Genomic DNA, 26,230 nt, shown 5'->3' with positions numbered 1-26,230 from the left:
TTAATGGTAGATTTTTCAGCCTTTTTTCATGAAAGCAGGTGGTTTTTTATTCTTTTTCCTGGGAATATTATTTTCAGCTTTTTCCCAAACTGATCCCTTAACGCAGGTCCATGGTGCTCAAAATCAGGGAATCGGAAATCAGCGGGTGCATCTCCCATCTACCTGGTCTTATTTCAACAATATCGGGGCTTTGGATAGAATTAATAAGTCCGGGATTTCAGTTGGATACGACCATCGCTTTGGACTTCAGGAGCTTACCACTTGGAGCCTTGCAGCTGCAATCAAAAATAGGAATGGAACCTTCGGATTTGGAATCAGCCGATTTGGAGGAAAGCTTTTCAATCAACAAGCCATCGGGATTGGCTATTCACATACTTTGGGAATAAACAGCATCGGCTTGAAAATGGAATATTTTCAAACCCAACTAGAAGGTTTTGGAAGTGGCGGATCACTTCTTTTTAGTCTGGGAGGCATAACAGAATTAGGCCCCAAAGTATTCCTTGGAGCCAATATCAGCAATATTAATGGAGCAAAAATCAGTAAAGAAAGTAATTCCCGCCTACCTACTCTGGTACAACTGGGTTTGCATTATCTACCAATCGAGTCTTTAAGCCTTCTCGTCGAACTGGAAAAAGATATACAGAAAGCCCCTCAGCTGAAGGCCGGATTGGAATATCGCCTCCAAAAATGGTTATCTCTACGCTGCGGAATCAATTCACAACCTTCCCGGTTTTTTGCCGGATTCAGTATTCAAAAGGGAAATTTGAGACTGGATTATGCGTATAGTCAATTAGCCCCTCTTGGTTCGACAAATCACCTAAGCCTGAATTACCAATGGGGAGATTGATAACAATAGCGGCATTGCTTATTTGGATTTTAGGAATTCACTCCGCATTTCCCCAACAAGTCCAAAGGCCAGAAATTGATCTGGAATCCCTAATTGAGCGCCTTTTTCCTATACCGGAAGAAGATGTTGACTACGAGCGGATTTATGAAGTTTTGCTCCAACTCTATTTAAATCCCATCAACCTTAATAAAGCAGATTTCGACGCATTGCAGGCAATTTATCTTTTGACTCCCTCCCAGATTGACGGGCTCCTTTCCTATCGAAGTCGGTATGGTAATTTGCTTTCACTTTATGAGCTTCAGGCTATTCCTGAATTTGATTTAGAGACCATTGATCGAATTATTCCCTTTGTCACTTTGGAAGATGGAGAAAAGCGAACAGAACCTTTCTGGAAACGGCTTCGAAATGAAGAACAAACCTTTCTAATTTTTAGACATCGGAGAGTTTGGGAAAAAAGGAAAGGATTTAGCCCTCCTGACACTTCAAGTACAGGAAGAATCAGTAGCCGATATTTGGGCGATCCCAATGATTTGTACCTCCGATTCAGAACCCAACGTTCACGCGATTTTAGTTTGGGATTTACCTTGGATAAGGATGCCGGCGAACAATTCATTTGGAATCATCCTTCCCGTCGGTATGGATTCAATTTCTTTTCTTTCCATTTTCAGAGATACCAAGTTGGAAAATGGAAAACCCTCGCATTAGGAGATTTTCAGGCATCTTTTGGGCAAGGTTTAGTCTTTGGAGCTGGCTATACCCTGGGTAAAGGAGCAGAAACAGTCCCAACAATTCGGAGAAGTTCGGTAGGAATTTTGCCCTACACGGCTTCCCTAGAGTGGGGATTTTTTCGAGGTGGAGCAGCAACTTATCGACACAAGAAATGGGAATTCACGGCCTTAGTTTCTTCGGCTCCGCGGGATGGACGATCGGTGTCGGCAATTGATAGTTTGGCCGATGAAAACTTTTTTATCAATTCTTTTAATCAAAGTGGACTCCATCGAACACCATCCGAAATAAGCACAAAAAATCAATTTCGGGAATACAATATTGGCTCTGCAATTCAATTTCAGGTCAATCCAAAACTTTCTATAGGGAGCACTTTTTTACATACCCAATTCAGTCAAGAATGGATACCAACCTCAAGACCCTACAATCAATTTGAATTCCAGGGAAAGACGAATCAGTTAGGAAGTTTCTATTTCAACTATAACTGGAAAAACTTTTTGTTTTTCGGAGAATCAGCCCTTTCCAAATCTGGTGGAAATGGAAGCGTCTTGGGGTTCATTACTAGTTTAAGCTCACAAGTCGATCTTTCCATGCTTTGGCGAAATTATGACAAAAACTTTCACAGCTTCTATGGAAATGCCTTTGCTGAAAGTAGCAGACCAATTAATGAACGGGGTATCTATATGGGAATGGAAATCAGGCCGATAAAAAAATGGAAGCTCAACGCTTACTACGATTTTTTTCGATTTCCATGGCTAAAATATAGGCTCTATAATCCCTCTTTTGGGAATGAATGGCTGACTCGACTTAGCTATCAAGCTTCAAAATCCCTACAGGTATTTCTCCAATACAGAGAAGAACAAAAGGATCGAAATCTTCCCGATTTAAATGAACCCCAAACCACCTATCAAAGTGCGACTGTAAAAAGGCGAAATGGTCTTTTCAATCTAGACTATCGAATCAACAAAAATCTATTTATCCGAAGCCGAGTTTGGTGGAGTCAAGTCACTATCCAAAGTCAACAAAGCAATGGCATGATGGTGGTTCAGGATATCCGATTAGATCAGAGTCGATGGAAAATTACAGCCAGATACGCCCTTTTTGATACAGATGATTATGACAGCAGAATTTATGCATACGAAAATCATGTTCTTTGGACTTTTTCAATTCCGGCATTTTCGGGGCAAGGACAACGGTATTATTTACTCGGTGAATACGATCTTTCGAAAAAACTCAGACTCTACTTTAGATGGGCAAGGACTACCTATACCGATCGGGAAAAAATAAGTTCCGGGCTTCAGGAAATTCAAGGAAATAGACAATCTGAAACCACCCTTCTTCTTCGATATTTTCTAAATCGCTAAATTTCCATCAATGGTGTGTATAGAAGCCACCATTTTTATAATTTGAACCTCTCGTTATTACCACCAAATCTTATGAATAAATTACTTACAACAGCAATTATCCTCCTTGGGATGATTACTCCTGTTTTCTCCCAAAATCTAGATTTAAGCAAACTTGAGCAAAATGAAGGCTTCGTTGATTTTTATCTAGATAGAGAAAAGGGGAAAATCTATCTGCAAATTGAGGATTTGGAAAAAGAATTTCTCTATGTCAATTCCTTGACTGCAGGGGTTGGTTCCAATGACATCGGCTTGGACCGAGGTCAATTAGGAAATACCCGAATAGTGGAATTTAGAAGATCCGGAAACAAGCTTTTCTTGGTTCACAAAAACTATGATTTCCGAGCCTACTCATCCAATCCTTATGAGGTAAAATCCGTCCAAGATGCATTTGCAGAATCCATACTATGGGGATTTGAGATTACGCAAAAGAGCGGAGATGGATTTATCGTAGATGCCACTAATTTTTATATGCAGGATGCTCATGGCGTATCTGATCGCCTTAGCCAACGCCGTCAGGGCTCTTATCGAGTGGATGCTTCTCGTTCTGGCCTTTACTATGAAATGACCAAAAACTTCCCTCAAAATACCGAAGTCGAAGCCACAATTACTTTGACTGGTAATGCAACGGGAGGACTAATTCGGTCTGTGACACCTAGTCCTGATGCAGTGACTGTTAGACAGCGGCATTCATTTATTCAGTTGCCAGACGATAATTATACTCCGCGGGAATTCGATCCTCGGGGTGGTTTCTTTTCCATCAGTTACATGGATTTCACCACTCCTATTTCAGACCCAATCATGAAGCGCTTCATTTCTAGACACCGATTGGAAAAGAAAGATCCAAATGCAGCAGTATCTGAAGTTGTCGAACCGATCGTCTACTACTTGGATCGTGGTACTCCAGAACCGGTAGCTTCGGCTTTGATTGAGGGAGGAAATTGGTGGAATCAGGCTTTTGAAGCTGCAGGCTTTAAAAATGCTTTCCGAGTAGAGTTGGCACCGGAAGGAATGGACCTGATGGATGTGCGATACAATGTCATTCAGTGGGTACACCGATCGACTCGAGGATGGTCCTATGGAAGCAGTATTCGAGATCCAAGAACAGGAGAAATCATCAAAGGACAGGTTTCTTTAGGTTCCCTTCGCGTGAGACAAGATTACTTGATTGCTCAGGGATTATTACAGCCATTTGAGGATGGAAAACCAGCCGATCCAAAAATGCTGGAATTAGCATTAGCAAGATTGCGTCAATTATCGGCTCATGAAATTGGTCATACTATCGGTTTGGCACATAGTTATGCTACCTCTGCTTCAGGTCGATCTTCTGTTATGGATTATCCTTACCCATTGATCACTCAAGACAGTCAAGGAAATTTGGATCTTTCCGCTGCATATGATGACAAAATTGGAGAGTGGGATAAATGGGCCATTACTTATGGTTATGGGTATCCAAAAGCCGGCGAAGATGAAGCAACTTTCTTGAATAGAACCTTAGAAGAGACTTTCGATGCAGGGTATGAATTCATCACTGATTCTGATTCCCGAGATCCAAGTGGTGCTCACCCACGCTCCCATTTATGGGATAATGGAAAATCAGCTCCTGAGGAATTACTTCGAATGTTGGAATTGAGAAAAAATAAACTCCAATCATTTGGCTTAAATGCTATTCCAAATGGAACTCCTCAAGCTTTATTAGAAGAAGTGCTCGTTCCTCTTTTCCTTATGCATCGCTATCAGGTAGAAGCCACGAGCAAGGTAGTCGGTGGTTTGGATTACTTGTACAAAGTCAAAGGAGACAATCAGCCCAATCATTCTTGGATTGATTCTAAACTTCAAAATGAAGCAGTTTCGGCTCTATTAAAAACCATTGAACCAGAACAACTGGAGGTACCTCAACATATTTTGGCTTTGATTCCTCCACGTCCCTATGGATATGGAAAAAATCGGGAAACCTTTGTTTCTAGAACCGGGCCGATATTTGACCCTATTGCCCCTGCTGAAAATATTGTTGATGCAGTATTCACCTTTCTTTTGGAAAGTGGAAGAGCAAATCGTCTTCATTTACAAGCTTTACAGAATTCCAGTCTTCCTAGTTTCGAAAGCGTCTTGAATCAAATCAGCAATCAGTTGTTTCAAAACAACCTCCCTTCTGGCCTACAGCAGGAAATCAAGATGATGACAGAAGCAAAATATGTTGAATACCTCATCAATCTTTCTAAGAATGGAAACGCCTCCAATTCTGTGAGAGCCATTGCAAGAATGCAATTAGAAAAAATCTCACAATCCCCTTCTCAAAGTGGTCTTTTGGGCACCCATAGAAAATACCTGAGTGATAAAATCCAAGCCTATTTGGATCAACCTCATGAAATAAGCAGTCCGGAAAGCCTCAAGATTCCGGACGGTGCTCCAATTGGAATGGAAAGTATGAGTTGTGATTTAGAATTTTAAATTTGAAAACCTCCGAAATCAAAATCGGAGGTTTTTTATTGAGTTTAGACTTTAAAAGTAAACTGGGAATTCTTCTTCCAAAAACCCTTCAATTCAAATGGGATAGATAAATTTGGAGTTTAATTGAAACCATTACTTGATCCCATCGATTTTTATTAAAAATCAAAGAAAATATGAGTAACCCCCTATTGGAAAAATTTACCAATCCTTTTGAAACAGCACCTTTTGACAAGCTAAAAACTGAACATTTTCTTCCTGCTGTAAAAGAAGCAATACACCTAGCAAAAGAAGAAATTGAAGCAATCAAAGCGAATCCACTTCCAACTTTTGAAAATACTATTGAAGCTTTGGATAGGTCTGGAAATAAACTGAATATGATTTCAGCCATTTTTTTCAACCTAAACTCAGCAGAAACCAATGATGAAATTCAAAAACTAGCTCGGGAAATCTCCCCTCTTTTAACAGCACATTCAAATGATATTCTCCTAGACCAAGAGTTATTTTCCAGAGTCGCTCAGATTTTTCAACAAAAAGATGAACTGAATCTTAGTGCCGAGCAGAAAACTCTCCTAGAAAAAACATACAAGGCATTTGTTCGAAATGGCGCCAATCTCTCCAAAGAAGACGCTACCAAACTGCGAGAAATCGACCAAGAACTAGCTCAGCAATCTTTGAAGTTCGGTGAGAATGTCTTAGCCGAAACAAATCGCTTTGTTCATTTTGTAGAAAACGAAGCTGACGTGGAGGGTCTTCCGGATAGTATCAAAGAAGCCGCAGCACAAACTGCAGAGGAAAAAGGCAAACCCGGCCAATGGGCTTTTACTCTAGCCTATCCATCCTACATTCCCGCAATGACCTATCTCAAAAACCGGGAATTGAGAAAAACCCTTTTCTTGGCTTACAATACCAAATCATGCAAAGGGGATGAACTGGATAATCAAGATACCATCAAACGAATCCTTCAGCTTCGATATGAAAGAGCAAAGTTGCTAGGATACTCCTCCCATGCACAATTTGTATTGGAAGAACGGATGGCTAAAAGCCCAGAGGAAGTTTTAAAGTTTTTGGAAGATTTACTTGAGAAAGCTAAGCCAAAAGCTGAGGAAGAAGTCGCTGAACTTGCAGAATTTGCCAAGAAACTAGACGGAATCGAGAAACTCGAACGGTGGGATTTTGCCTACTACTCCGAGCTTCTAAAAAAAGAAAAATATGAATTAGATGATGAACTGCTTCGTCCTTATTTCCAACTCGAACATGTCATCGAAGGGGTTTTTCAGACTGCAGGAAAACTTTATGGCTTACATTTTACCCCAAATAAAGACATCCCTGTTTACCATTCAGACGTAACGGCATATGAAGTAAAAGACCGAGATGGTAAACATATCGCCGTTTTTTATGCTGACTTTTTTCCCAGAGCCGGAAAAAGAAACGGAGCTTGGATGACAAGCTATAAAAGTCAATTTGAGGCAAATGGAATAGACCACCGTCCGCATATTTCTATTGTCTGCAACTTCACCAAACCAACCAAAACCAAACCGAGTCTATTAACTTTCAATGAAGTGACTACCCTATTCCATGAATTTGGGCATGCGCTACATGGAATGCTCGCCAAAACCCATTACCAAAGTCTTTCTGGAACAAGTGTTTATTGGGATTTTGTGGAATTACCTTCTCAAATTTTTGAAAACTGGTGCTATGAAAAAGAGTGCTTGGATCTTTTTGCAAGACATTATGAAACTGGAGAAAAAATCCCCCAAGATCTCATCGAGCGTATTAAAAAGGCTGCCAATTTCCAACAAGGTTATCAAACGGTGAGACAAATTAGCTTTGGGTTGTTGGATATGGCTTACCATCAAGGAAACCCATCTACCATTGGGAATCTTTTTGATTTTGAGCGAAAGATTATGGAGAAAACAGACCTGCTTCCTAAAGTACCAAATACCCTGATGAGCACTTCTTTTTCCCATATATTTCAAGGTGGATATGCAGCTGGATATTACAGCTACAAATGGGCTGAAGTATTGGATGCTGATGCTTTTGAATTGTTTTTGGAAAGGGGAATTTTCGATCCAGAAACGGCCCAATCATTTCAAAAAAACATCCTGTCTGCGGGAGGCACAGAGCATCCTACTGTGCTTTACAAAAGATTCAGGGGAAGAGAACCAAAGCCTGATGCACTGCTTCGAAGGGCTGGTTTGATTTGATAGAAAAGTCCAGTATATTCTGAAAAAAATTGGATATGCAAAAGCCGTATCAAGCACTCCCCTCCTTTCTCAAAGCCTTACTGGTTTTGGTTTTCATCATTGTCTTGGTATTCTTTTTAATCGTGGGAAAAAGCCTCCTAATCCCATTATTTATGGGAGGGTTTTTCGCGATTCTTTTCACTCCGCTTAACAATTGGCTGGAACAGAAAAAGATACCAAGAACCTTGGCAAGTTTTCTTTCCTTGCTTTTGATGATACTTATAGTGGGAGGACTATTGTCATTTATTATTGGAAATGTTGCAGCATTCACCAATGATTTTGATGATGTAAGCGGCAGAGTTTCAAACTATGCCAATCAAGTCGATGATTGGACCCAAAGCACCTTCGGGATGGACTATGAGATCCGAAAGAAGGCCAATGTGGAATATTTCAGGGAAATTCTTGACGAGCACAGTTCTAGCATTTCCAATTTTGCCTTGAAAACGGTAGGATCTCTTTCTGGTGTTGTATTGATTCCTGTTTTCATGTTTTTCCTGGTTTTATATCGTGATCATCTTACCAAAATGATGATTATGATTTATCGGGATCGTGACCCTACTTTAGTGAAAATGCGGATTACCAGCCTTCGAAAAGTAATTCAACATTACATCGTCGGGGTGGGTAAAGTAATGCTCATTTTGGCACTATTGAATGTGACGGCTTATACAGCATTAGGAATAAAGCATGCGATCTTTTTTGGGGTTTTAGGAGCTATCCTAAATATTATTCCATATGTAGGACCATTTTTCGGAGTACTTCTCCCCGTGGTATATTCATTCTTGACAAAAGATAGTCTTTTTTATCCAGTTGCTATTTTGGTAGCCTACCAGCTAATTCAATTGGTTGAAGGAAACTTTTTGACTCCAAAAATTGTCGGGGGTAATGTCAACCTCAACGCCTTCATCACCTTCTTGGGATTGTTGATTGGAGGTACCATATGGGGAGTAGCTGGGATGATCCTTATCATTCCAACTTTAGCGATTTTGAGAGAAATATTTGATCTCACAGAAGAGACCAAACCTTTCGCTTTTCTACTTGGTGAAGAAAAAGCGAAACCAAAAAAACCTAAACCAAAAGATGAAAAAGATCAGGATTAGTCTCCTATTTCTTCTAGCGATTTCTATTATATCCTGCGATTCAGTCGAAGACAAAAAAGGAAGATTCCTATTAAAAGGGAATGAAAAACTTGATGAAAATGACCCTAGAGGAGCTTTAGAGTTTTATCAGGAAGCACTAGATCTTGATTCCACTTATTCAGATGCTTGGTTTAACAAAGCTGTAGCCCATCTACAGTTGAACCAATTAGACGAAGCAATTCTGGATTTTTCAGCTGCCATCAACTATCAACCGACCTATTCAGAAGCTTATTTCCAACGTGGATTGACCTACTTGGACAATGGAGAGTTTTACAAAGCCCGAGAAGATGCAAATTGGCTTCAAAACAACCAACCCAATGAATGGAAGGGATTTTTTCTTGGAGGACTAGTTCAGGAGAAGCTTCAAAATTATGATTTGGCACTAGCTGCCTTCGGAAAAGCCTTGGAACTAAATCCTGAAAATTCGGATCTAATAGTCAACCAAGCGACTATTTTCTACTATCAGAAAAATTATGCGAAGGCTGATTCTCTTTTGGACATGGCAAAAGAAATCAACCCCATGGAACCATACTTGCATAATCTGGAGTCAATGATTGCTTTTGATCGAGGTAACTATCAACTGGCCTTAGAAGCTGTAGAAAAGGCTATATCCCTCAATACATCCCAAGCCTATTTTTATAATAATAAGGGTTTGTACTTGCTTTACCTCGGTCAAATTGAAGATGGTCTTGAATTTATCAACCGAAGCCTAAAAATGGATGCAAACAATCCGTATGCGCTCCGAAACAAAGGAATTTATTACGTTTTGAAAGGAGATAAAATCTCGGCTCTTCAATATTTACAGGAGCTTTACAGAGATTTTCCTGAGATGGATTTGGTTGCTGAATATTATGAAAAAGCTCAGAAATTGTGATTTTTCTCCGAAATCACTTCTTTGATTCTCTTCAAAAGTTCAGCAGCATCAATTGGTTTTGCCACAAAGCCATCGAATCCACAGGATTCCACTTTTTCCATGATTTCAAGTTTGGCGGCTGCTGTCAATGCTATCACTGGAATGTCCATTATCTTTTTGATTTCCACAGTAGCTTCAAACCCATCCATGACAGGCATTTGAATATCCATTAAAACACAGTCGTATTTCTTGGTCTGTACGGCTTCGACAGCTAAGGCACCATTTGGAACGCGATCAAAAGTATATCCCCATTTCTTAATGATTTTCCCAAGCACCAAAGCGTTGACATCATTGTCTTCAGCCATCAATAAATGAAGACTGGAAAAATCACGATTAAACCCATTAAGGATTACATTCTTTGGTCCCTCATTTTCTACCAAATCAAAATCAATTTCAAAATAGAAACGGCTACCCTTTCCAGTTTCTGACTCCAATTGAATGGATGAATTCATCAAATTGAGAAGCTTTCGGGTAATAGAAAGTCCTAAACCTGTTCCTCCATACTTGGTGCTGAAGGTAGGTTTGATTTGATCGAAATCATTGAAAATCCTATCCTGATGCTCTGGTGCAATTCCGATTCCTGTATCTTTTACCTCGAAATAAACTTTAACCTGTGACGTGTTTTTCTTCAATAGTTTGACTGTCAAATCCACCTTTCCTTCATGGGTAAATTTGAGGGCATTGGTAATCAGATTGTTCAAAATCTGAGAAAGCCGGGTTTTATCGCCTTTGACTTCAAGATCCAAATTAGAGTCAAGATGAAGATTAAGCGAATTTTTGCTATCTCGGGCATGGAAAGAAAGCCCTTTCATGACTTGGTGTACCAACTCCGTCAAATTGAAAGGAGCCTTTTCAATGGAAAGTTTGCCTGCTTCAATTTTTTGGAAGTCAAGTAAATCATTGATCATAATGATCAAATTGTCCACGGCAAAGCTGATGGTATTCAGGGTGTTTTTCTGAGAGTTTGATGGGTTTTCTTGGAGCAAAGAATAAACTGAACCCGAAATAGCATTTAGAGGCGTTCTGAGTTCATGGCTAATCATAGACAAGAAATCGGACTTAATCTGACTCGCCTTTTCTGCAGTTTGTCGGGCCTCATCAAGTTTAGCTTCAAATTCCTTCTGCTTACTAATATCTGTTAGGTATCCATACCAAACCATATCCCCATTTTCCAAGGTCTGTGGTCTTGCCGCACCCAAAATCCACCGGAAACCTCCCGGTTGATGCTCATCCTTGACCCGGAATTGACATTGCCAAGGTTCAAGTTTTCGAGCAGAAGCTACCGAAGTCATGATTACATGAGGCAAATCCTGAGGATGAACTTTGCTTATAGTGGATGATATATCCGTGAATTCTTCGATTTCTGATTCTGAAATTCCTAATACCGATGTAATTCCTTTTGAAAGGAAGGAGAAATTCATTCCGCCATTTTTATCCAAAACTAGCTGATAGAGCCCTCCAGGAACTTGCTCAGTAAGGTTTATCAAAAAGTTACTACTCTCTTCAAGTGTTTTTTCAAGCGACAGCTTTTCCGAGATATTCTTAAAGGAGAATAGGAAATAATGGTTGGAATTTTCTTCAAAAGTGGTGTAACAAATCTCCAGAGTCAAAGGCTTTCCCTTTTGATTGAGTATTGGAGCAATTAAAGGCTGAACTTCCTCTCCTTTTTCTATTTGTTGCAGCCAATCATTCCAAATCTCTGTCTCATCAAAAAGCTCCTCTAATTGGCTCAAGTCTTCAAAAGTAGTTTCCTTTTCCAATCCAAGAAGTTTTCTAGCTGCTTCATTGCAATGGATAATTTTTTTACTTCCCAAAGAAACCATCAAAGGCTCAGGGGAGCGGAAAAGAAAACTTTCTAGTAAAGATTTTTCTGAAAGTAATTCCTGCCTTGAACTATCATCCGCCAAATATCCTATCCAAACTTCCCTGCCATTCGGCAATTCTGTTTTTTCAGCAACCAATTTTAGATCTTGACCCTTCCAATTCAGATTCCCGTCAACTTTGAGTTTGTTAGAATCTGTTTCGATTTTATGCAAAATCTTTTCGAAAAGTAATTTTCGCTCTTTCTTGGACTCAGCTTTGAATTTTTCCAAAGCCTCCTTATCCCAATTGATTTTCCCTTTCGATAAATCCAAATTAAAACTCACCGAATCAGAAAGACTAGGAACTTGCTGCTGAATGCTAAGCAACTTTTTGGAAAGGTCACGTTCCAAATAAAACTCTGTCTGATCTCTCGAAATCAAATAAAAATGAGAATCTGCAAATTGTACCGAACACTCCAATAGAGAATAGCCTCCTCCCTTTTGCTTGATTCGAGTATGGAAAAAGGCCATTTTGTCATTTCCTCCTTTGTTTTTCCAAATTTTCCGAACCTTCTGCAGATCCTCTTCATGGACAAACGAACAAAGACTGGTATCAATCAATTCCTCTGCATCATAACCTAAAATAGGCTTGACCGCATCATTTAAATACGTCAAATAATCATGCTGTCCAACAGCAAGGATATCCAAACCCCTTTTAAAAAATTCCTGAATTTCACGATTAGAAGGAAGGCCTTGGGTTTTTAACTCGACTCCTTTGTAGAACAAATAATAATTAGTCCCATTATCCTCGGGCAATTCAAGCTTAAACAAAAACTCCTTGCCATCATGATTTAGAAGTAATTCCTCCTTAAAGATATAATTGCTGATATCAAGGCCTAGTCCGGCAAGACTTCGATCTTGGAGTGTTTCACCGATTTGGTCCTCAAAGGATTCATTAGCATAAAAAATATTATACGGATAGGAATCGTCAGCAAGAAAGACCATCTCAGAGGACTCATAAATGATCTTCTTAAAAGTGCTATTAATCCCTCTGTCCTTCATCAATCCTTTTCTTACTTATGTTCTGTTCGAGAGTTTTATGGATGAATCCTTACTTATGGTAAAATTACGTCGTAAACATACAGCAATTTGTATTTCATAGCAAATTTTTTACTTTTCAAATATGAAAAAATGCATCAAAAATTATAGAAATAGCCAATTTTCGCCCATAAACGGGTTCTAAAGCCTTCTTGAAAAAATCCATCCGTGCGATAATCCACACTATATTCAATTTTTTGTTGGGAATTAATCAACTTCCCTAAGGTCAAAACAAAGCGATTTTCAAGTCCTAATTCACTATCCTGTAAACTAAAAATAGGTTCTGTAGATATCACCAAATAACTTTCTCCTGGATCTACTTCATCTCCTTGTAAGGGTACATCCAGAGCAATTCGATATCTGAATCTGAATTCAGCAGTTTCACCTGGGGTAAATGTCTGATCCAATCGAAATCGGTGCCCCATTCTAAATCTCCGAAAACGATCCAAAACGGCAAATTGCTGAATCAACCGATAAGAATTGGAACCATCCTGAATTCGATAAAACAAACCCAAAGCCATGCTACTTAAAGGACTGAGCTTCCAATCATAAAATGCCATCAAGTCTGTCCGATAATGCTTGAATTGCCATCGGTCTTCAGGATTTTCAAAATTTCGATAAATAATCTCTTGATTCTCTACTTTGAAATTGACCTTATTCCCATTTGATAGCTTTTTGGTAATGGCTGCTTCCGGGAAAAAACCAGTAAAGAACACCTGATCCTGAGCAAAGGAAGAAAAGGCAAACAAGAACAAAAGCAGCAAAAAGAAAATCCCTCTTCTCATCAAAAAATCAAGTTATCCATGATCCGAATTTCAACTTCTCGCTTAGAAATCAAATTTCCATTTTGGTCAAAAAGACCTTCCCAAAAGGCTTGATTTCCCGATCTATCCTTAGCTATGTATTCGATTTCAAATCGAATAGTTAGTCTTTCTAACTCACCTTCATCAAAAAAATCCTCCAAATCATCAGCATTTCCAGAATACTGCCTTTGGATTCTTTGAATTCGAAATTCAGAATATTCGCTTTGTAAAAATGATAGAATATTGGACTCTGTATCTTTTTCCAATTCCTGCTGTTGGATTTCAACCTCCACATCCTGAATATTCCCCAGGGAATCGAATTCTACACTGTGAAATTTTTCATTCCAGGGAAATTTGGCCTCATAAGAGATTCCTTGGTCTGAAATCTCCAGATACCAACGAACTTTTTTTCTGCCTTCAAAAGAATCCTCTAGCCATTCTAAGGCCAACTCAGGTACTTCCTGCTTTTTTATTCGCTTTTCCTGTTCAATTTTCTTTTGGGAAAAGCCCTTACCTGAAATAAGTAGGAATACCAAAAAAATGATGGTTATTCTCATAGATGATTTGGTTGAATACAAAGAAAAAAACCGTTACCAAAAAATGGCAACGGTTCTTTTGAATTAAGGTTTCCTTTTAAGTTAAGCCAAACCTGCTTTAATCAAGTTCAAGGCTGAACCTGCCTTAAACCATTCAATTTGACCTTCATTATAGGTATGGTTTACTTCGAATTCATCTTTTGATCCATCTGCGTGGTGAAGAACTACCTTCAATGGAACACCTGGAGCAAAGCTTTCCAAACCTAGGATGTCAATAACATCATCTTCCTGCACCTTGTCATAATCCGCAGGATTAGCAAAGGTCAAAGCAAGCATGCCTTGCTTTTTCAGGTTGGTTTCGTGAATTCGAGCAAAAGATTTAACCAAAATAGCACGAACACCGAGGAATCTTGGTTCCATAGCAGCATGCTCTCTGGAGGATCCTTCACCGTAGTTTTCGTCTCCTACTACTAATGTACCGATACCTTCGGCTTTATATTGACGCTGGGTAGCAGGTACTTCTCCATACTCTCCAGTCAATTGATTTTTAACTTTATTGGTCTCATCGTTGAATGCGTTAACAGCACCGATCAACATGTTATTGGAAATATTATCCAAGTGACCACGGAATCTCAACCAAGGACCTGCCATAGAAATATGGTCAGTGGTACACTTTCCTTTGGCCTTGATCAATAACTTCAAGCCTTTCAAATCAGTACCTTCCCATGCAGGGAATGATTCCAATAATTGCAGACGCTCTGACTTAGGATCTACGATTACTTCAACCTTCGAACCGTCAGCAGCTGGAGCTTGGTATCCGGCATCCTCTACTGCGAATCCTATGGTTGGTAATTCCAAACCTTTTGGTTCATCCAACATCACAGATTGGCCTTCCTCATTGACCAAGCTGTCCTTCATTGGGTTGAAAGTAAGGTCACCAGCGATTGCCATAGCAGTAACTACTTCGGGAGAGGCCACGAATGCATGGGTATTTGGGTTTCCGTCAGCACGCTTCGCAAAGTTTCGGTTGAAGGAAGTGATGATGGAGTTTTTCTCTTGTTTTTCAGCTCCATGACGAGCCCACTGTCCAATACAAGGACCACAGGCATTTGCCAAAACCACCCCACCCATTTTCCCGAAGGTATCCAAGAATCCGTCACGCTCAACTGTAAAACGAACTTGCTCAGAACCTGGAGTAATGGTGAATTCAGATTTAGCAATCAATTTTTTATCAACTGCTTGTTGAGCCAAAGATGCAGCTCTGGAGATATCCTCATAAGAAGAGTTGGTACAAGAGCCAATCAAACCTACCTCCAATTTTGCAGGCCAACCGTTTTCTTTCACAGCAGCAGCAAATTTAGAAAGTGGCCATGCTAAGTCTGGAGTAAATGGTCCATTGATATGTGGCTCCAATTCTGAAAGGTTGATTTCGATTACCTGATCAAAATATTTCTCAGGATCAGCGTATACCTCAGGGTCACCTGTCAAGTGCTCAGCAATTCCATTTGCAAGCTCGGCTACATCCGCTCTTCCGGTTCCTTCAAGATAAGCAGCTGACTTTTCATCATAACCGAAAATAGAAGTGGTAGCGCCGATCTCAGCACCCATGTTACAGATAGTACCCTTTCCTGTAGCAGAAAGAGATCTAGCTCCATCTCCAAAATATTCAACAACGTAACCAGTTCCACCTTTCACGGTTAGGATACCAGCTACTTTCAAAATTACGTCTTTAGCAGAGGTCCAGCCGGAAAGTTTTCCAGTAAGCTTAACCCCAATCAATTTCGGAAACTTCAGTTCCCAAGGAAGACCTGCCATCACGTCACAGGCATCCGCACCACCCACACCGATTGCGATCATTCCTAGACCACCGGCATTTGGTGTATGGGAATCTGTTCCGATCATCATTCCGCCTGGAAAAGCATAATTTTCCAAAACAACCTGGTGAATGATACCGGCACCTGGTTTCCAGAAACCAATTCCATATTTATTAGAAACAGATGCCAAGAAATCATACACCTCACGGTTTTTGTCTTTAGCAACTGAAAGGTCTTTATCTGCACCGACTTGTGCCTGGATCAAGTGATCGCAGTGCACTGTAGAGGGAACTGCAACCTTGTCTTTACCCGCCTGCATAAACTGTAGAAGAGCCATTTGTGCCGTAGCATCTTGCATCGCTACTCTATCAGGCTGGAAATCCACATAGGATTTTCCTCTTTCAAAAGATTGAGAAGCTGGCCCCTCAGAAAGGTGGGAATACAAAATTTTCTCGGTCAAAGTCAAGGGTCTGTTGACTGCTTTTCTCGCAGCCGCAATACGCTCCGGATAGCGAGCATACACATCCTTGATCATTTCAATGTCAAAAGCCATTTTATAGGATTTTAAGTGGATAAAAGGTTCAAAATCGAAGTGCAAATATAGAAAATTAGGCCCGAAATCGGTAACCAAATAAATTCATAAACAAGGCCTTCATCCAAAATATTGGAATCATTTTCCAAAAATGCCAAGCGATTTAGAAAAAGAAATAGACGGCAGACATCAAAAAGCCAAAACCTGCTAAAAAAAGCCAAAAGGTGTAGCGGATCAGATGAGAAGCTTTCACTCCTGTGATCGACAGCAATGGCAAAGCCCAAAAAGGTTGTAATAAATTACTTATCTGATCTCCGTAGGAAAACACTAAGATCATTTTAGAAGGATCCATCCCCAAGGTTTTCGTGACTTGCATGATAATTGGTCCCTGAACAGCCCACTGACCTCCACCTGAAGGAATCAATAGATTTACAAATGCGGCGGAAATAAGCGTAAATGGACCAAGAAAACTCTGGTCTGCATTATCCAAAAATAAGTTGGAAAGTTGATCTAGCAAGCCAGAATAAGTGACCATTCCTAAAATCCCCGCATAGAATGGAAACTGTATAAAAATATCCGAAGCGCTTTTTATACCCTCACTTACAGCCTCTGTAAAACTTTTTAAATCGCGAAACACGAAAAGCGTCAAGCCAAAAAGTAGAAAATTCATCAGGTTCAAATTAAAAAATCCCAAGCCATTTTGAGATTCATTAAACGCAATCCAACTGAATAGAACTATCATAAACAAGCCTATCCACAAACCAATTCTTTTGTTTTCTCCAGGGGGAATTGGTCTCAGGGGATGACTGTAAGTAGGATTCTCATCATTTTTTTTGGATCGATACAGAATCGCTAAGACGAGTGAAAAGACAAAAACCAAACCCAAGGTCATCCCTAAATTTTCCAATGAAAAAATGGTCTGATCTACCGAAATTTGACCAATTCTATCTACCAGAAAATGATTGGGTTCTGCCACTTTCAAAGTAGCAGATCCGGACAAACCTCCATGCCAAACAGCCATTCCTAAATATCCTGCAGATGCTAATAAGGCAGAATTGGAAGGGATATTTTTTTCCTCCAAAGCTAAATGGACAAAGCGCGCCAATAGCGCTCCAACGATAAGTCCAAAACCCCAATTCAATAGTCCTGCTAGCATGGTAATAAGTCCTGTGAACAGAATAGCTTGAAGGGCATTTTGAGGTAAATGAGCAATTTTTTTCAAAAAGTGATGAATAGGTTTTGCAATGGCCAATGCATAACCAAACACCAGAATCATCATCATTTGCAAGGTAAATTCCAGAAGACTAAAAAATCCATCCTTCCAAAAAAGAAGGGTCATCTGTATACTTTCTCCCGTTGAATTCCCCTGAGACCGTAAAGCCAAAATAGCAGCTATTAAAACCAATCCACTTAAAATCAAAACAAGATCGAAGGGGCTTGGAAAAGAAATTGCTATTCGTTTTTTATTCAAGTCTTATTTATTTCGGAGTTAATTTTTTTTCTGTAATATTAGGCGAAAATCCACTAAAAGAAAAAACTCCTTAAAGCCCGAATCTGTGCTTGATTTTACATTTAATGTATTTTCGATCATTCTGGTCTTGACCAGCTTAGTGGTCATGATTCTATCAATTTACATTGCCTTAAGTCTTGACCAATTGATCAGATGGTTGGCGACGACAATGATTTTGGTAACTGTTTGGGGATTTTTTTATGGATTGGAGCTAGCCTCAACGTCCCTAGATCAAATGCTCCATTGGGTCAGGTTTGAATACATTGGGATTTCCTTTGCACCGGCTGTTTGGCTTATTTTCACTCTTCGATATACAGGCTACAGAAACTGGGCAAAGCCCGGGGTTTTAATTGGAACCTTTACAATTCCAGCGCTTACTCTTTTCATGGTGATTTCAAATGAACTTCACCACCTTCATTATACCAAAACATTTTTAGTCACTGAAGGAAGTCCTTTTCCCATCTTGGGAATTGAACGGGGCCCCTATTATATCATCCACGTACTTTACTCCTACCTTGCCTTTTTATTGGGGACCATTATTCTCTGGAGAAGATTTCAATTCGCAGATCCTTTATATAAAAATCAAACCCGCCTTTTGATAGCAGGTGGATTCTTTCCACTGATTTTCAACTTTTTTTATCAAACAGGAGTGATCTCTCCATTGGGATTTATTGATCTTACACCCTTTGCCTTTTTAGCAACTTATTTGATACTTGGCTTGGCAATTTTGAAATATGGATTGTTCAGCATAAAGCCCATAGCCCATGGCAAAATTATGGAATCCTTGACCAAAGGAGTCCTAGTGTTCAATGTCCATCAACGAGTAATTGATTTTAATTCAAAGGTTAAATCGTTTTGCAAGGATCCCCAGAAAATTAAAATTGGAGCACAAGCAAAGGACATTTTTCAATCGGAGTTACCTATTTTACAAATATTCGAAAGCCCGAAAGAGCAAACAATCACTTTTAACCCAGAAGGAAGTGATCGGACTATTCGAATCGAAGTGATGTTGATTGAAGACAAAGATTCCGAAAGAATTGGTTTGATTTTACTCTTCGATGATCTAACAGAAGAACTTAAGACTACAGAAAAACTTCGAAAACAAACTGAAGATCTTCAAAAGCTCAATGATTTAAAGGACAAATTTTTTAGTATCATTTCCCATGATTTGAAAGGTCCCATCTTCGGAGTAAAAGAACTGATTCACATGACCCAAATAGGGATGATTTCAAAGGAGGAATTACATGAAATGTTACCTGAAGTTTCTAAGAACATGGAGCAGGTAGCTATCCTTCTAGAAAACTTATTAGCATGGGCCTCCTCACAAATCCGAAAAGAACAGGTAGAAATTCAGGAATTCGACATTATTCAATTGATTGAGCAACAAAAAAAGTTACTAGATCGAATCGCGAACGAAAAACAAATTGAAATAAAAATTCAGGAAAGTGAGCCCATTTCGGTGAAGGCTGATCGAAATATGACCGATCTAGTTCTCCGAAACTTGATCAATAATTCCATTAAATTTTCAAAACCAGATTCGGAAATTTTAGTCAGTGTTGAAAAATTAAATGAGGAAGCAAAAATCTGTATCCAAGACTTTGGAACAGGTATTTCTCCAGAAAACCTTCAAAAAATTGAAGCTGGAATTTCCTTCACAACCCGAGGAGTAGGTCATGAAGGTGGAACAGGTCTAGGCTTAATCTTGGTCCGAGAGTATATCAGCAAAAATCAAGGCAGGTTGAATATAGAAAGTGAACTTAATCAAGGGACAACTTTCTGCATATACCTTCCCCTAGCATAAAGAGTTATTATAAACTCAGCAAAAACTCCATCGTATCCACTCCATCCGCATAATCTTTGGGTCCTGGCATTTGGGCTTTTCCAAAATCTACCGCCCCAGGCCAAGTTTCTTCCTTAGCGACTACACATTGAATTTTATTTTGTTGAGCCCTTAGTTTATCCTCCAGTTCTCCTAGATAATTATAGATTTCATAGTACAGTACCGAAATGGGAGAAACTAGCGCTTCTTCCTTTTTCATGATGAGAAATCCATTATCCAAATGTGGTTCCCCATTGACCAAATAGATGGACTTATTATACTCGTAATTATTATGGTATTTGTGATGGTCAGCAATTCCAGAGAAAGATTCCCAGATTGATAAAATACCCTGAACAAGATTTTCATCAGGCAAAAAGACTTTGGAAACATTTCGGCAGCCTAGCCCAAAATAAGTAAACACATCCTCTCCTAAGGCCAATATCTCCTCCTCACTTTCATCTCCTTTTAATATCCCAACAGATGTTCGATTTTGACGAATGAGCGAAGGGTATTTCCCAAAATAATATTGGAAATAACGGGAGGAATTATCACTTCCTGTAGCGATATAGGCATCCTTTCCTTTTAGCATTTCCGAAACCTGTATAAAATCCTTCCATGCAGGTTCAATTTCAGTCAACTTTTCAATTAACCAATTCATCAAAACTGAATCAGCCGAACTCAATTTTGCACTGATTCCATGGCCAGCCAATAAAACGGACATCAAGTCATGAAAGCCAACAGCAGGAATATTTCCAGCCATCAAAACCCCTACATCTTTACTGTTTCCAATTTTCGAAAAATCATAAGCCGAAAGCCAATCTTCCAATCGAGTGGAATCAAGCATATGGATCAATCCAGAAAAGGCTTTTTCACAACTAGCTCGAGTGAACCAATTATTTTGATTTTCGGCCCTGCGAAATAAAACCTCTTTTTCTTCCCCAGATAACTCTGCTAGGAGATTACCTAAATTAATGAATGCCTGAACTCTTCTATTGAAAGGAATCATGGAGCAAATTTACCTGAATGATCTTAATTCGGATAGAATTATTTTAAATTAGTTAGTATGACAACTTTTTATTGTCGATCTGTGTTGCGCTTATTAATTTTGGAAACAAATTTTGAAATGTTATGGCGATAATGATTACAGACGAATGCATCAACTGTGGTGCATGCGAACCTGAATGTCCTAATACAGCTATCTATGAAGGCGGAGTCGAGTGGACTTGGGGAGGAGGAACGTCCCTTAAAGAAGTAACCCTTGAAGATGGTACCGTTGTAGATGGAAATGAAAAGCAGGAACCTGTTTCAGATGAATTTTATTACATCGTAACGGCGAAATGTACAGAATGCAATGGGTTTCATGAAGAGCCGCAGTGTGCTGCAGTATGTCCAGTAGACTGCTGTGTAGATGATCCGGACCATCGAGAAACCGAAGAAGAATTGCTAGCTAAAAAGGCTTATTTACACGGAGAATAAAGGAGGTAAACCTCCTTTTATTTTTTTCATTTATCATTGATTTTCAACCTTTTATTGACAAAAAACTGTCGCTTCTAGAAAAAAATTGATTGTTTATTTTGATTTCTAGAAGCGGTTTTTGCTATCTTAGTTCCTAATTAATTTACCCAGCAACTAAAAAAATTACGCATTGTGGAAGATCGAAGAGGATTTGATAGGGATGAAATTTTCTCTAAAAAAGTAAAAGCAGGAAAGCGAACTTATTTTTTTGACATTAAATCTACAAGAGGCAACGACTACTATCTTACAATTACGGAGAGTAAAAGAAAAGCCCAAGGAGATTCATTTAGCTACGAAAAACATAAAATTTTCCTGTACAAGGAGGATTTTTTCAAGTTCGTAGAAGCTCTAAATGAGGCTGTAGATCATGTCAAAAATGAATTGATGCCAGATTTTGACTTCGAGCAGTTTGAATCCGATGACCCGGAAAATGAATACCGGGACGAATTAAGATGGGAATAGCATCCCATAGCTGATTTGAGAGAATCAGGGAAATAGTATATTTAAGGAGGCTTTAGGCCTCCTTTTCATTTATAACTATGCAACGGTTTTTTATATACTTGATATTATTTATTGCTGGGTTCATCCTTTTTGCCTGGTATTTTTCCAATATCACCGTTTACCTGGTGCTTTCTCTGATTTTGGCAGCCCTACTTAGGCCGCTTACCAATCGACTTCACAATTTTCACCTGCTAGGTCAACATATCCCCCGATGGTTGGCTGTAATAATTTCTTTTGCAGCCATCATATTTTTTACTGTCCTGCTCGCTTTGTTATTTTTTCCTTTGATCAATGATCAAATTATGGTACTAAGTGCCTTGGATTATGAGGGCATTTATGAGCAAATCCAATCTCCTGTTAACCGGTTAGAAGACTGGTTGATGCAATATCAGCTAGTAGAAACACCGAAAGGTAGTCTTTTTGAGCAACTTCAAAACACAGCACTTGAAACGGTGGCAGGAATGGATTTCGGTAAATTCATCAGCACCATTATCAATACGACTAGCTCATTATTAATAGGAATAATTGCCGTTGCCTTTATTACATTTTTCCTTCTCTTGGAAAATGGATTATTGAGGAGAAATCTTCTGCATTTAACTCCAAACCCCTATTTTGAATTATCGGTAGCCACCTTTACCAAAGTCGAAAAACTATTATCCAATTACCTCTCGGGGCTACTTATTCAGGTGATTGCAATATTTTCTATGGCTAGCTTAGGATTAAGCATAGTCGGAATTGAGTATGCATTAACCATTGCTCTTTTTGCGGCTATTGCCAATTTGATTCCATATGCTGGACCCATTTTGGGAGCTAGCTTTGGGATAATTGTCGGAATTTCTACAGGAAATTTTGCTGAAGGAAGTGAATTGTCTTACATGATTTTCAAGATTCTGACAGTGTTTGCCATTGTGCAGGTAGCCGATAATATTTTTCTTCAACCTTTGATTTTTTCAAAATCTGTCAAAGCGCATCCCCTTGAAATTTTTGTTGTTATCTTTGCCGGGGCAAAAATCGCCGGAGTAGTCGGGATGATTTTTGCCATTCCTGTTTATACCATTTTCCGGGTTTCGGTGATGGAATTTTATCAGGGATACAAATCCTATCAGATCTTTAAAATAAAAACCTAAATAAATGGCCTTACAATGTGGCATCGTCGGACTTCCCAATGTAGGAAAGTCCACTTTGTTCAATGCACTTTCCAGTGCAAAAGCTGAAGCAGCAAATTTCCCCTTTTGCACCATCGAGCCCAATGTCGGAGTAGTTACCGTTCCGGACAAGCGACTGAAAATATTGGAGGGCTTGGTGAATCCTCAACGAGTTTTGCCTACTGTCATCGAGTTCGTAGACATCGCCGGCCTCGTCAAAGGAGCAAGTAAAGGTGAAGGCTTAGGAAATAAATTTTTGGCCAATATCCGTGAAGTTGATGCCATCATACATGTTGTGAGATGTTTTGAGGATGACAACATTGTACACGTAGCGGGAAGTGTTGATCCAATTTTTGACAAAGAAGTCATTGATACGGAACTCCAATTGAAAGACTTGGAGTCGGTAGAGAAAAAGATCAATCGCATTGAAAAAATTGCCAAATCCGGGGATGCCAAAGCAAAAAAGGAACTTGAGATTCTTCAAAAGTTCAAAGAAGGTCTTCAAAGTGGATTGAATGCTCGAGCTATTGATGTTGAAAAAGAAGATTTAGAGGCTGTTCGAGATCTTCATCTGCTCACTATCAAGCCTGTTTTATACGTAGCGAATGTGGATGAGGGAAGCATTATCAGCGGAAATGAGCATGTTGAAAAACTCCGGGAAAAAGTAAAAGAGGAAAATGCAGAAGTAATTATTCTTTGCGCAGCAATTGAGTCCCAAATCGCAGAATTTGAAGATGCAGAAGAAAAAGAGCTGTTCCTTTCCGAATATGGTTTAGAAGAAAGTGGATTGAATCGTCTAATCGCAGCAGCCTATGCCCTACTCGACTTGATTACTTATTTCACTGCTGGTCCTCAGGAGGTTCGAGCTTGGACTATCAAAAAAGGTTGGAAAGCACCGCAGGCAGCTGGAGTGATTCACTCTGATTTTGAAAGAGGATTTATTAAAGCTGAAGTGATCAAGCTTGCGGATTATCAGCAATTCAAATCTGAAGCGGGATGTCGTGAAAATGGAAAAATTGCAATAGAAGGGAAAGAATATATCGTAAAAGATGGGGATATTATGCATTTTAGATTCAATGTTTAACATTTCTTAGAAAAAAATTGTACTTTTGCCTTGCTTATCCACCCAGAATTACGTTTATAATTTTATTAACATTTGTCTCATTCATTTTTAAAAGATCGTGAGAGTTAGACTTATATTTTCCCTAAAAAACAAAGGCTCATACTTGCCTTTTCACCACCAGTACATTTTGGCTCAATTCCTCAAAGGATTGATCGTCAAAGGTGGACGTGAAGAGTTCTTCAATTACAATTACTTCAACTTCTCCGGCCTAAAAGGTCAAACCAAAGTAAGTAGAAGTGGACTGCATTACTACTCCAGTCTTGTCACCCTAGTCCTATCCTCTCATAGTGAGGATTTTATGGACTACTTACTGGAGCAGGTTTTCGCAACTTCAAAAATTGAATTGGGTAACTTGATTCTTTCTCCGGAATACACCGAAATAGAAAACGAACCAGAATTGGAAACTTCCAACAAGTTCGTATGTATTTCTCCATTGGTTTTGATCACCCCAGCCTTCAATGAAGAAATCGGAAAGCGGTTCATTAGCCCTGATAGCGATGAATTTTCCGATTTACTTTATGAATCTACCTTAACCAGAATGGAGCGTTCGGGATGGTATACTCCAGAGCAAATGGAATCATTCTACAAGTTCCAGGTTGTACCTGACATGAATTATGTCAATAAGCTGAAAGAGCAACAGAAAAAATTTGCTCGAATCTATTCAGTTTATGATATGGATGTCAAGTACGAGGTAAGAGGCTATACATTGCCATTTACTCTTTATGCTGCTCCGGAAGTCCAGGATTTTGTATTCAAATGCGGCCTTGGTGCATTTACTCATAAAGGATTTGGAATGCTAGATCTTGCAAACCATCCTTCGGGAGATAGAACCACACCATATAAATTTAAGCGTGAAGGTTTTGTGCCCTACCGACCTACCGAGCGTATGCGACAAAATGTAGCTCCTTCGGAAAGTAGTGAGGAAGAAGGCGAAGAAAATTAATCAATAAGTCTGCAGAGTACTGCAGACTTTTTTTGTTTTTAACCCTTTGAGTTTTTTAAAATTGGATTTATAACCTTCGCCTATTGGGATGCAGGTAAACGTAACCTACCAATTGGTCATAACGCGATCCCAAAGCACGGAAATAAACCATGACCTCATATTCATTTTCCGTTTCAAAAAAACTTCCTTCAAATTCCACCGAATCAAATTGCTGGCCGTCAAGTTTAGCAAACTGATAATCATACCAACCTTGTTTCAACAATAGGGTGGTATCGTAAACCTTGAGTTTTGGATTCCAAGATAACTTCGCCTCTGGTTTTTTCCCCCAGTCGGTGAGCGTCCCCAGCAAATAAATTGGTTGGGAACTTTCAGGAGCAAAAAATCTGAACGTAGTCAAAATGTATTCGCTTTCCACCTCGGGATTACCTCCCGGACGATCATTAGTATAGACAAGGTATTGACCGTTTAAATCCAAATATTGAGAATACACCTCTCCCGTACGGGGAACATCGACTTTCGTTTCTGCATAAATTACATCCGATTCAACCGTAACTGAGGCAATATTTGCTCCTGTAGCTCTAATAAACCGGAGATCAATAAATCGAAATTCATTTCCAGCCTTAAAGGAATTTGTTCCATCAAAATTTTGATAGCGAATAACTTTAGAAATCTCATTCAAAAAAGTGGGCTCCGTCATTAGTTTTGTGTGATCCCAACGTTGGTTCTGGCGAATCACAATTTTTATTTGAGAACTTGGATTGACCACTTCGACCTTTGAATAGTTGACTACTACATCAATTTGCTGGTCTGTTCTCCGATCGCGTGTTTGGGAAGGAGGCACAACGCTAGCTCCAACTGAAAATAGTTCTTCATAAACCATAAAGCGCTTGGTCAAAATAGCCTCTGATTCTTCACGACCTCTATAAACCTTTACTACATAATTCCCAGATTTAGTAACCCTAGGAATCTCAAATCGATAGTGGATATATGGTAACCGCGTATTAACCGAATACTCATAGTCCTGCACATTGAATTGGTTAAAGCCAGATAAAAAATCATTATCCTTCAATTGAGAAGGATTCCAATCCGCATCGCAATGAATCAATTTGGCAGTGTACAGTTCAGGATCAAATGCGATATCGTCAAAAAGCAAGACCAAGCTCCTTGAATCTCTGAGGCTGATTGCCGGAGCATCTATTTGGCTATCAAAATCAAACCCCTGAGGGAAAATTCTAACAGATTGAATATGATCTCGAAATACCTGATCCTCAATCTGGGAGAAAACACTTTGGACAAAAACCAAATAAATCAATAAAAAACTCAGAAAAATCTTCATAAAGAAAAATAGCCAATTTCAAATAGATTGAAAA

19 protein-coding genes are annotated in these 26,230 nt (G+C 39.2%); 12 read left to right on the top strand and 7 right to left on the bottom strand.

The features are described from left to right. Window positions 1-28: 28 nt before the first annotated feature. The 6 genes from E4S40_RS01515 to E4S40_RS01490 all read left to right on the top strand — a co-directional run bounded on the left by E4S40_RS01515 (window position 29) and on the right by E4S40_RS01490 (window position 9,680). Window positions 29-847, top strand: coding sequence for a PorV/PorQ family protein (locus tag E4S40_RS01515; protein WP_135069833.1), 819 nt, complete (start codon window positions 29-31; stop codon window positions 845-847). Continuing rightward, the gene (locus tag E4S40_RS01510) at window positions 835-2,937 is read left to right on the top strand and encodes a ComEA family DNA-binding protein (RefSeq protein ID WP_135069830.1); all 2,103 of its coding nucleotides are present in this window, start codon (window positions 835-837) and stop codon (window positions 2,935-2,937) included. Before E4S40_RS01515 ends, E4S40_RS01510 begins: the two co-directional genes overlap by 13 nt. Window positions 2,938-3,009: 72 nt before the next feature. After that, window positions 3,010-5,427 (top strand): zinc-dependent metalloprotease, encoded by a 2,418-nt coding sequence (locus E4S40_RS01505; RefSeq protein ID WP_135069827.1) that lies wholly within the window; start codon window positions 3,010-3,012, stop codon window positions 5,425-5,427. A 173-nt stretch (window positions 5,428-5,600) separates the two neighbouring features. After that, a complete protein-coding gene (locus tag E4S40_RS01500) occupies window positions 5,601-7,631 on the top strand; it encodes a M3 family metallopeptidase (RefSeq protein ID WP_135069824.1) in 2,031 nt (676 codons plus the stop codon). A 35-nt stretch (window positions 7,632-7,666) separates the two neighbouring features. Continuing rightward, on the top strand, window positions 7,667-8,767 hold the full coding sequence (locus E4S40_RS01495; protein WP_135069821.1) for an AI-2E family transporter: 1,101 nt from the start codon (window positions 7,667-7,669) through the stop codon (window positions 8,765-8,767). After that, complete coding sequence (locus E4S40_RS01490; RefSeq protein WP_135069818.1) at window positions 8,748-9,680, top strand: tetratricopeptide repeat protein; 933 nt, start codon at window positions 8,748-8,750, stop codon at window positions 9,678-9,680. Before E4S40_RS01495 ends, E4S40_RS01490 begins: the two co-directional genes overlap by 20 nt. Here the strand turns inward: E4S40_RS01490 and E4S40_RS01485 are convergent. The 5 genes from E4S40_RS01485 to E4S40_RS01465 all read right to left on the bottom strand — a co-directional run bounded on the left by E4S40_RS01485 (window position 9,668) and on the right by E4S40_RS01465 (window position 17,775). Then, entirely contained in the window at window positions 9,668-12,583 is a 2,916-nt protein-coding gene (locus tag E4S40_RS01485; RefSeq protein WP_135069816.1) for an ATP-binding protein, read from the bottom strand. The two genes, E4S40_RS01490 and E4S40_RS01485, sit on opposite strands and share 13 nt — an antisense overlap. 134 nt (window positions 12,584-12,717) lie before the next feature. Then, window positions 12,718-13,404 carry a DUF2490 domain-containing protein gene (locus tag E4S40_RS01480; protein WP_135069813.1) on the bottom strand — a complete coding sequence of 229 codons (687 nt, stop codon included), beginning with the start codon at window positions 13,402-13,404 and terminating at the stop codon, window positions 12,718-12,720. Further along, window positions 13,404-13,979, bottom strand: coding sequence for a hypothetical protein (locus tag E4S40_RS01475; protein WP_135069810.1), 576 nt, complete (start codon window positions 13,977-13,979; stop codon window positions 13,404-13,406). The genes E4S40_RS01480 and E4S40_RS01475 overlap by 1 nt, the downstream gene beginning before the upstream one ends. 81 nt (window positions 13,980-14,060) lie before the next feature. Then, complete coding sequence (locus E4S40_RS01470; protein WP_135069807.1) at window positions 14,061-16,325, bottom strand: aconitate hydratase; 2,265 nt, start codon at window positions 16,323-16,325, stop codon at window positions 14,061-14,063. A gap of 142 nt (window positions 16,326-16,467) precedes the next feature. Beyond that, complete coding sequence (locus tag E4S40_RS01465) at window positions 16,468-17,775, bottom strand: TIGR00366 family protein (protein WP_135069804.1); 1,308 nt, start codon at window positions 17,773-17,775, stop codon at window positions 16,468-16,470. An 85-nt stretch (window positions 17,776-17,860) separates the two neighbouring features. On the opposite strand from E4S40_RS01465, the gene E4S40_RS01460 reads away from it, so the two are divergent. Beyond that, window positions 17,861-19,615, top strand: coding sequence for a sensor histidine kinase (locus E4S40_RS01460; protein ID WP_262710581.1), 1,755 nt, complete (start codon window positions 17,861-17,863; stop codon window positions 19,613-19,615). 7 nt (window positions 19,616-19,622) lie between these two features. Here E4S40_RS01460 and E4S40_RS01455 read toward each other — a convergent pair whose 3' ends face one another. After that, a complete protein-coding gene (locus E4S40_RS01455; protein ID WP_135069798.1) occupies window positions 19,623-20,639 on the bottom strand; it encodes an acyl-CoA reductase in 1,017 nt (338 codons plus the stop codon). Window positions 20,640-20,761: 122 nt separating this feature from the next. On the opposite strand from E4S40_RS01455, the gene E4S40_RS01450 reads away from it, so the two are divergent. From E4S40_RS01450 to cas6, 5 genes are all read left to right on the top strand, one after another. Beyond that, entirely contained in the window at window positions 20,762-21,109 is a 348-nt protein-coding gene (locus E4S40_RS01450; RefSeq protein ID WP_135069795.1) for a 4Fe-4S binding protein, read from the top strand. Between the two features lie 171 nt (window positions 21,110-21,280). Continuing rightward, the gene (locus E4S40_RS01445; protein ID WP_135069792.1) at window positions 21,281-21,610 is read left to right on the top strand and encodes a DUF3276 family protein; all 330 of its coding nucleotides are present in this window, start codon (window positions 21,281-21,283) and stop codon (window positions 21,608-21,610) included. A gap of 77 nt (window positions 21,611-21,687) precedes the next feature. After that, window positions 21,688-22,776: an AI-2E family transporter gene (locus tag E4S40_RS01440; protein ID WP_135069789.1), complete on the top strand. Its 1,089-nt coding sequence runs from the start codon at window positions 21,688-21,690 to the stop codon at window positions 22,774-22,776. Window positions 22,777-22,780: 4 nt separating this feature from the next. Next, window positions 22,781-23,878, top strand: a complete 1,098-nt coding sequence (gene ychF / locus E4S40_RS01435) for a redox-regulated ATPase YchF (RefSeq protein WP_135069784.1) — start codon at window positions 22,781-22,783, stop codon at window positions 23,876-23,878. Window positions 23,879-23,975: 97 nt separating this feature from the next. After that, the gene (gene cas6, locus E4S40_RS01430) at window positions 23,976-24,860 is read left to right on the top strand and encodes a CRISPR-associated endoribonuclease Cas6 (protein ID WP_135069781.1); all 885 of its coding nucleotides are present in this window, start codon (window positions 23,976-23,978) and stop codon (window positions 24,858-24,860) included. Window positions 24,861-24,927: 67 nt separating this feature from the next. Here the strand turns inward: cas6 and E4S40_RS01425 are convergent, their stop codons facing one another. Further along, on the bottom strand, window positions 24,928-26,196 hold the full coding sequence (locus E4S40_RS01425) for a type IX secretion system plug protein (protein WP_135069778.1): 1,269 nt from the start codon (window positions 26,194-26,196) through the stop codon (window positions 24,928-24,930). Window positions 26,197-26,230 lie beyond the last annotated feature (34 nt).

This window comes from Algoriphagus kandeliae (assembly GCF_004571135.1).
In the GTDB taxonomy this organism is placed as follows: Bacteria; Bacteroidota; Bacteroidia; order Cytophagales; family Cyclobacteriaceae; genus Algoriphagus; species Algoriphagus kandeliae.
The sequence above is the reverse complement of the archived record's forward strand: the minus strand, read 5'-3'. Positions and strand labels throughout refer to the sequence as shown.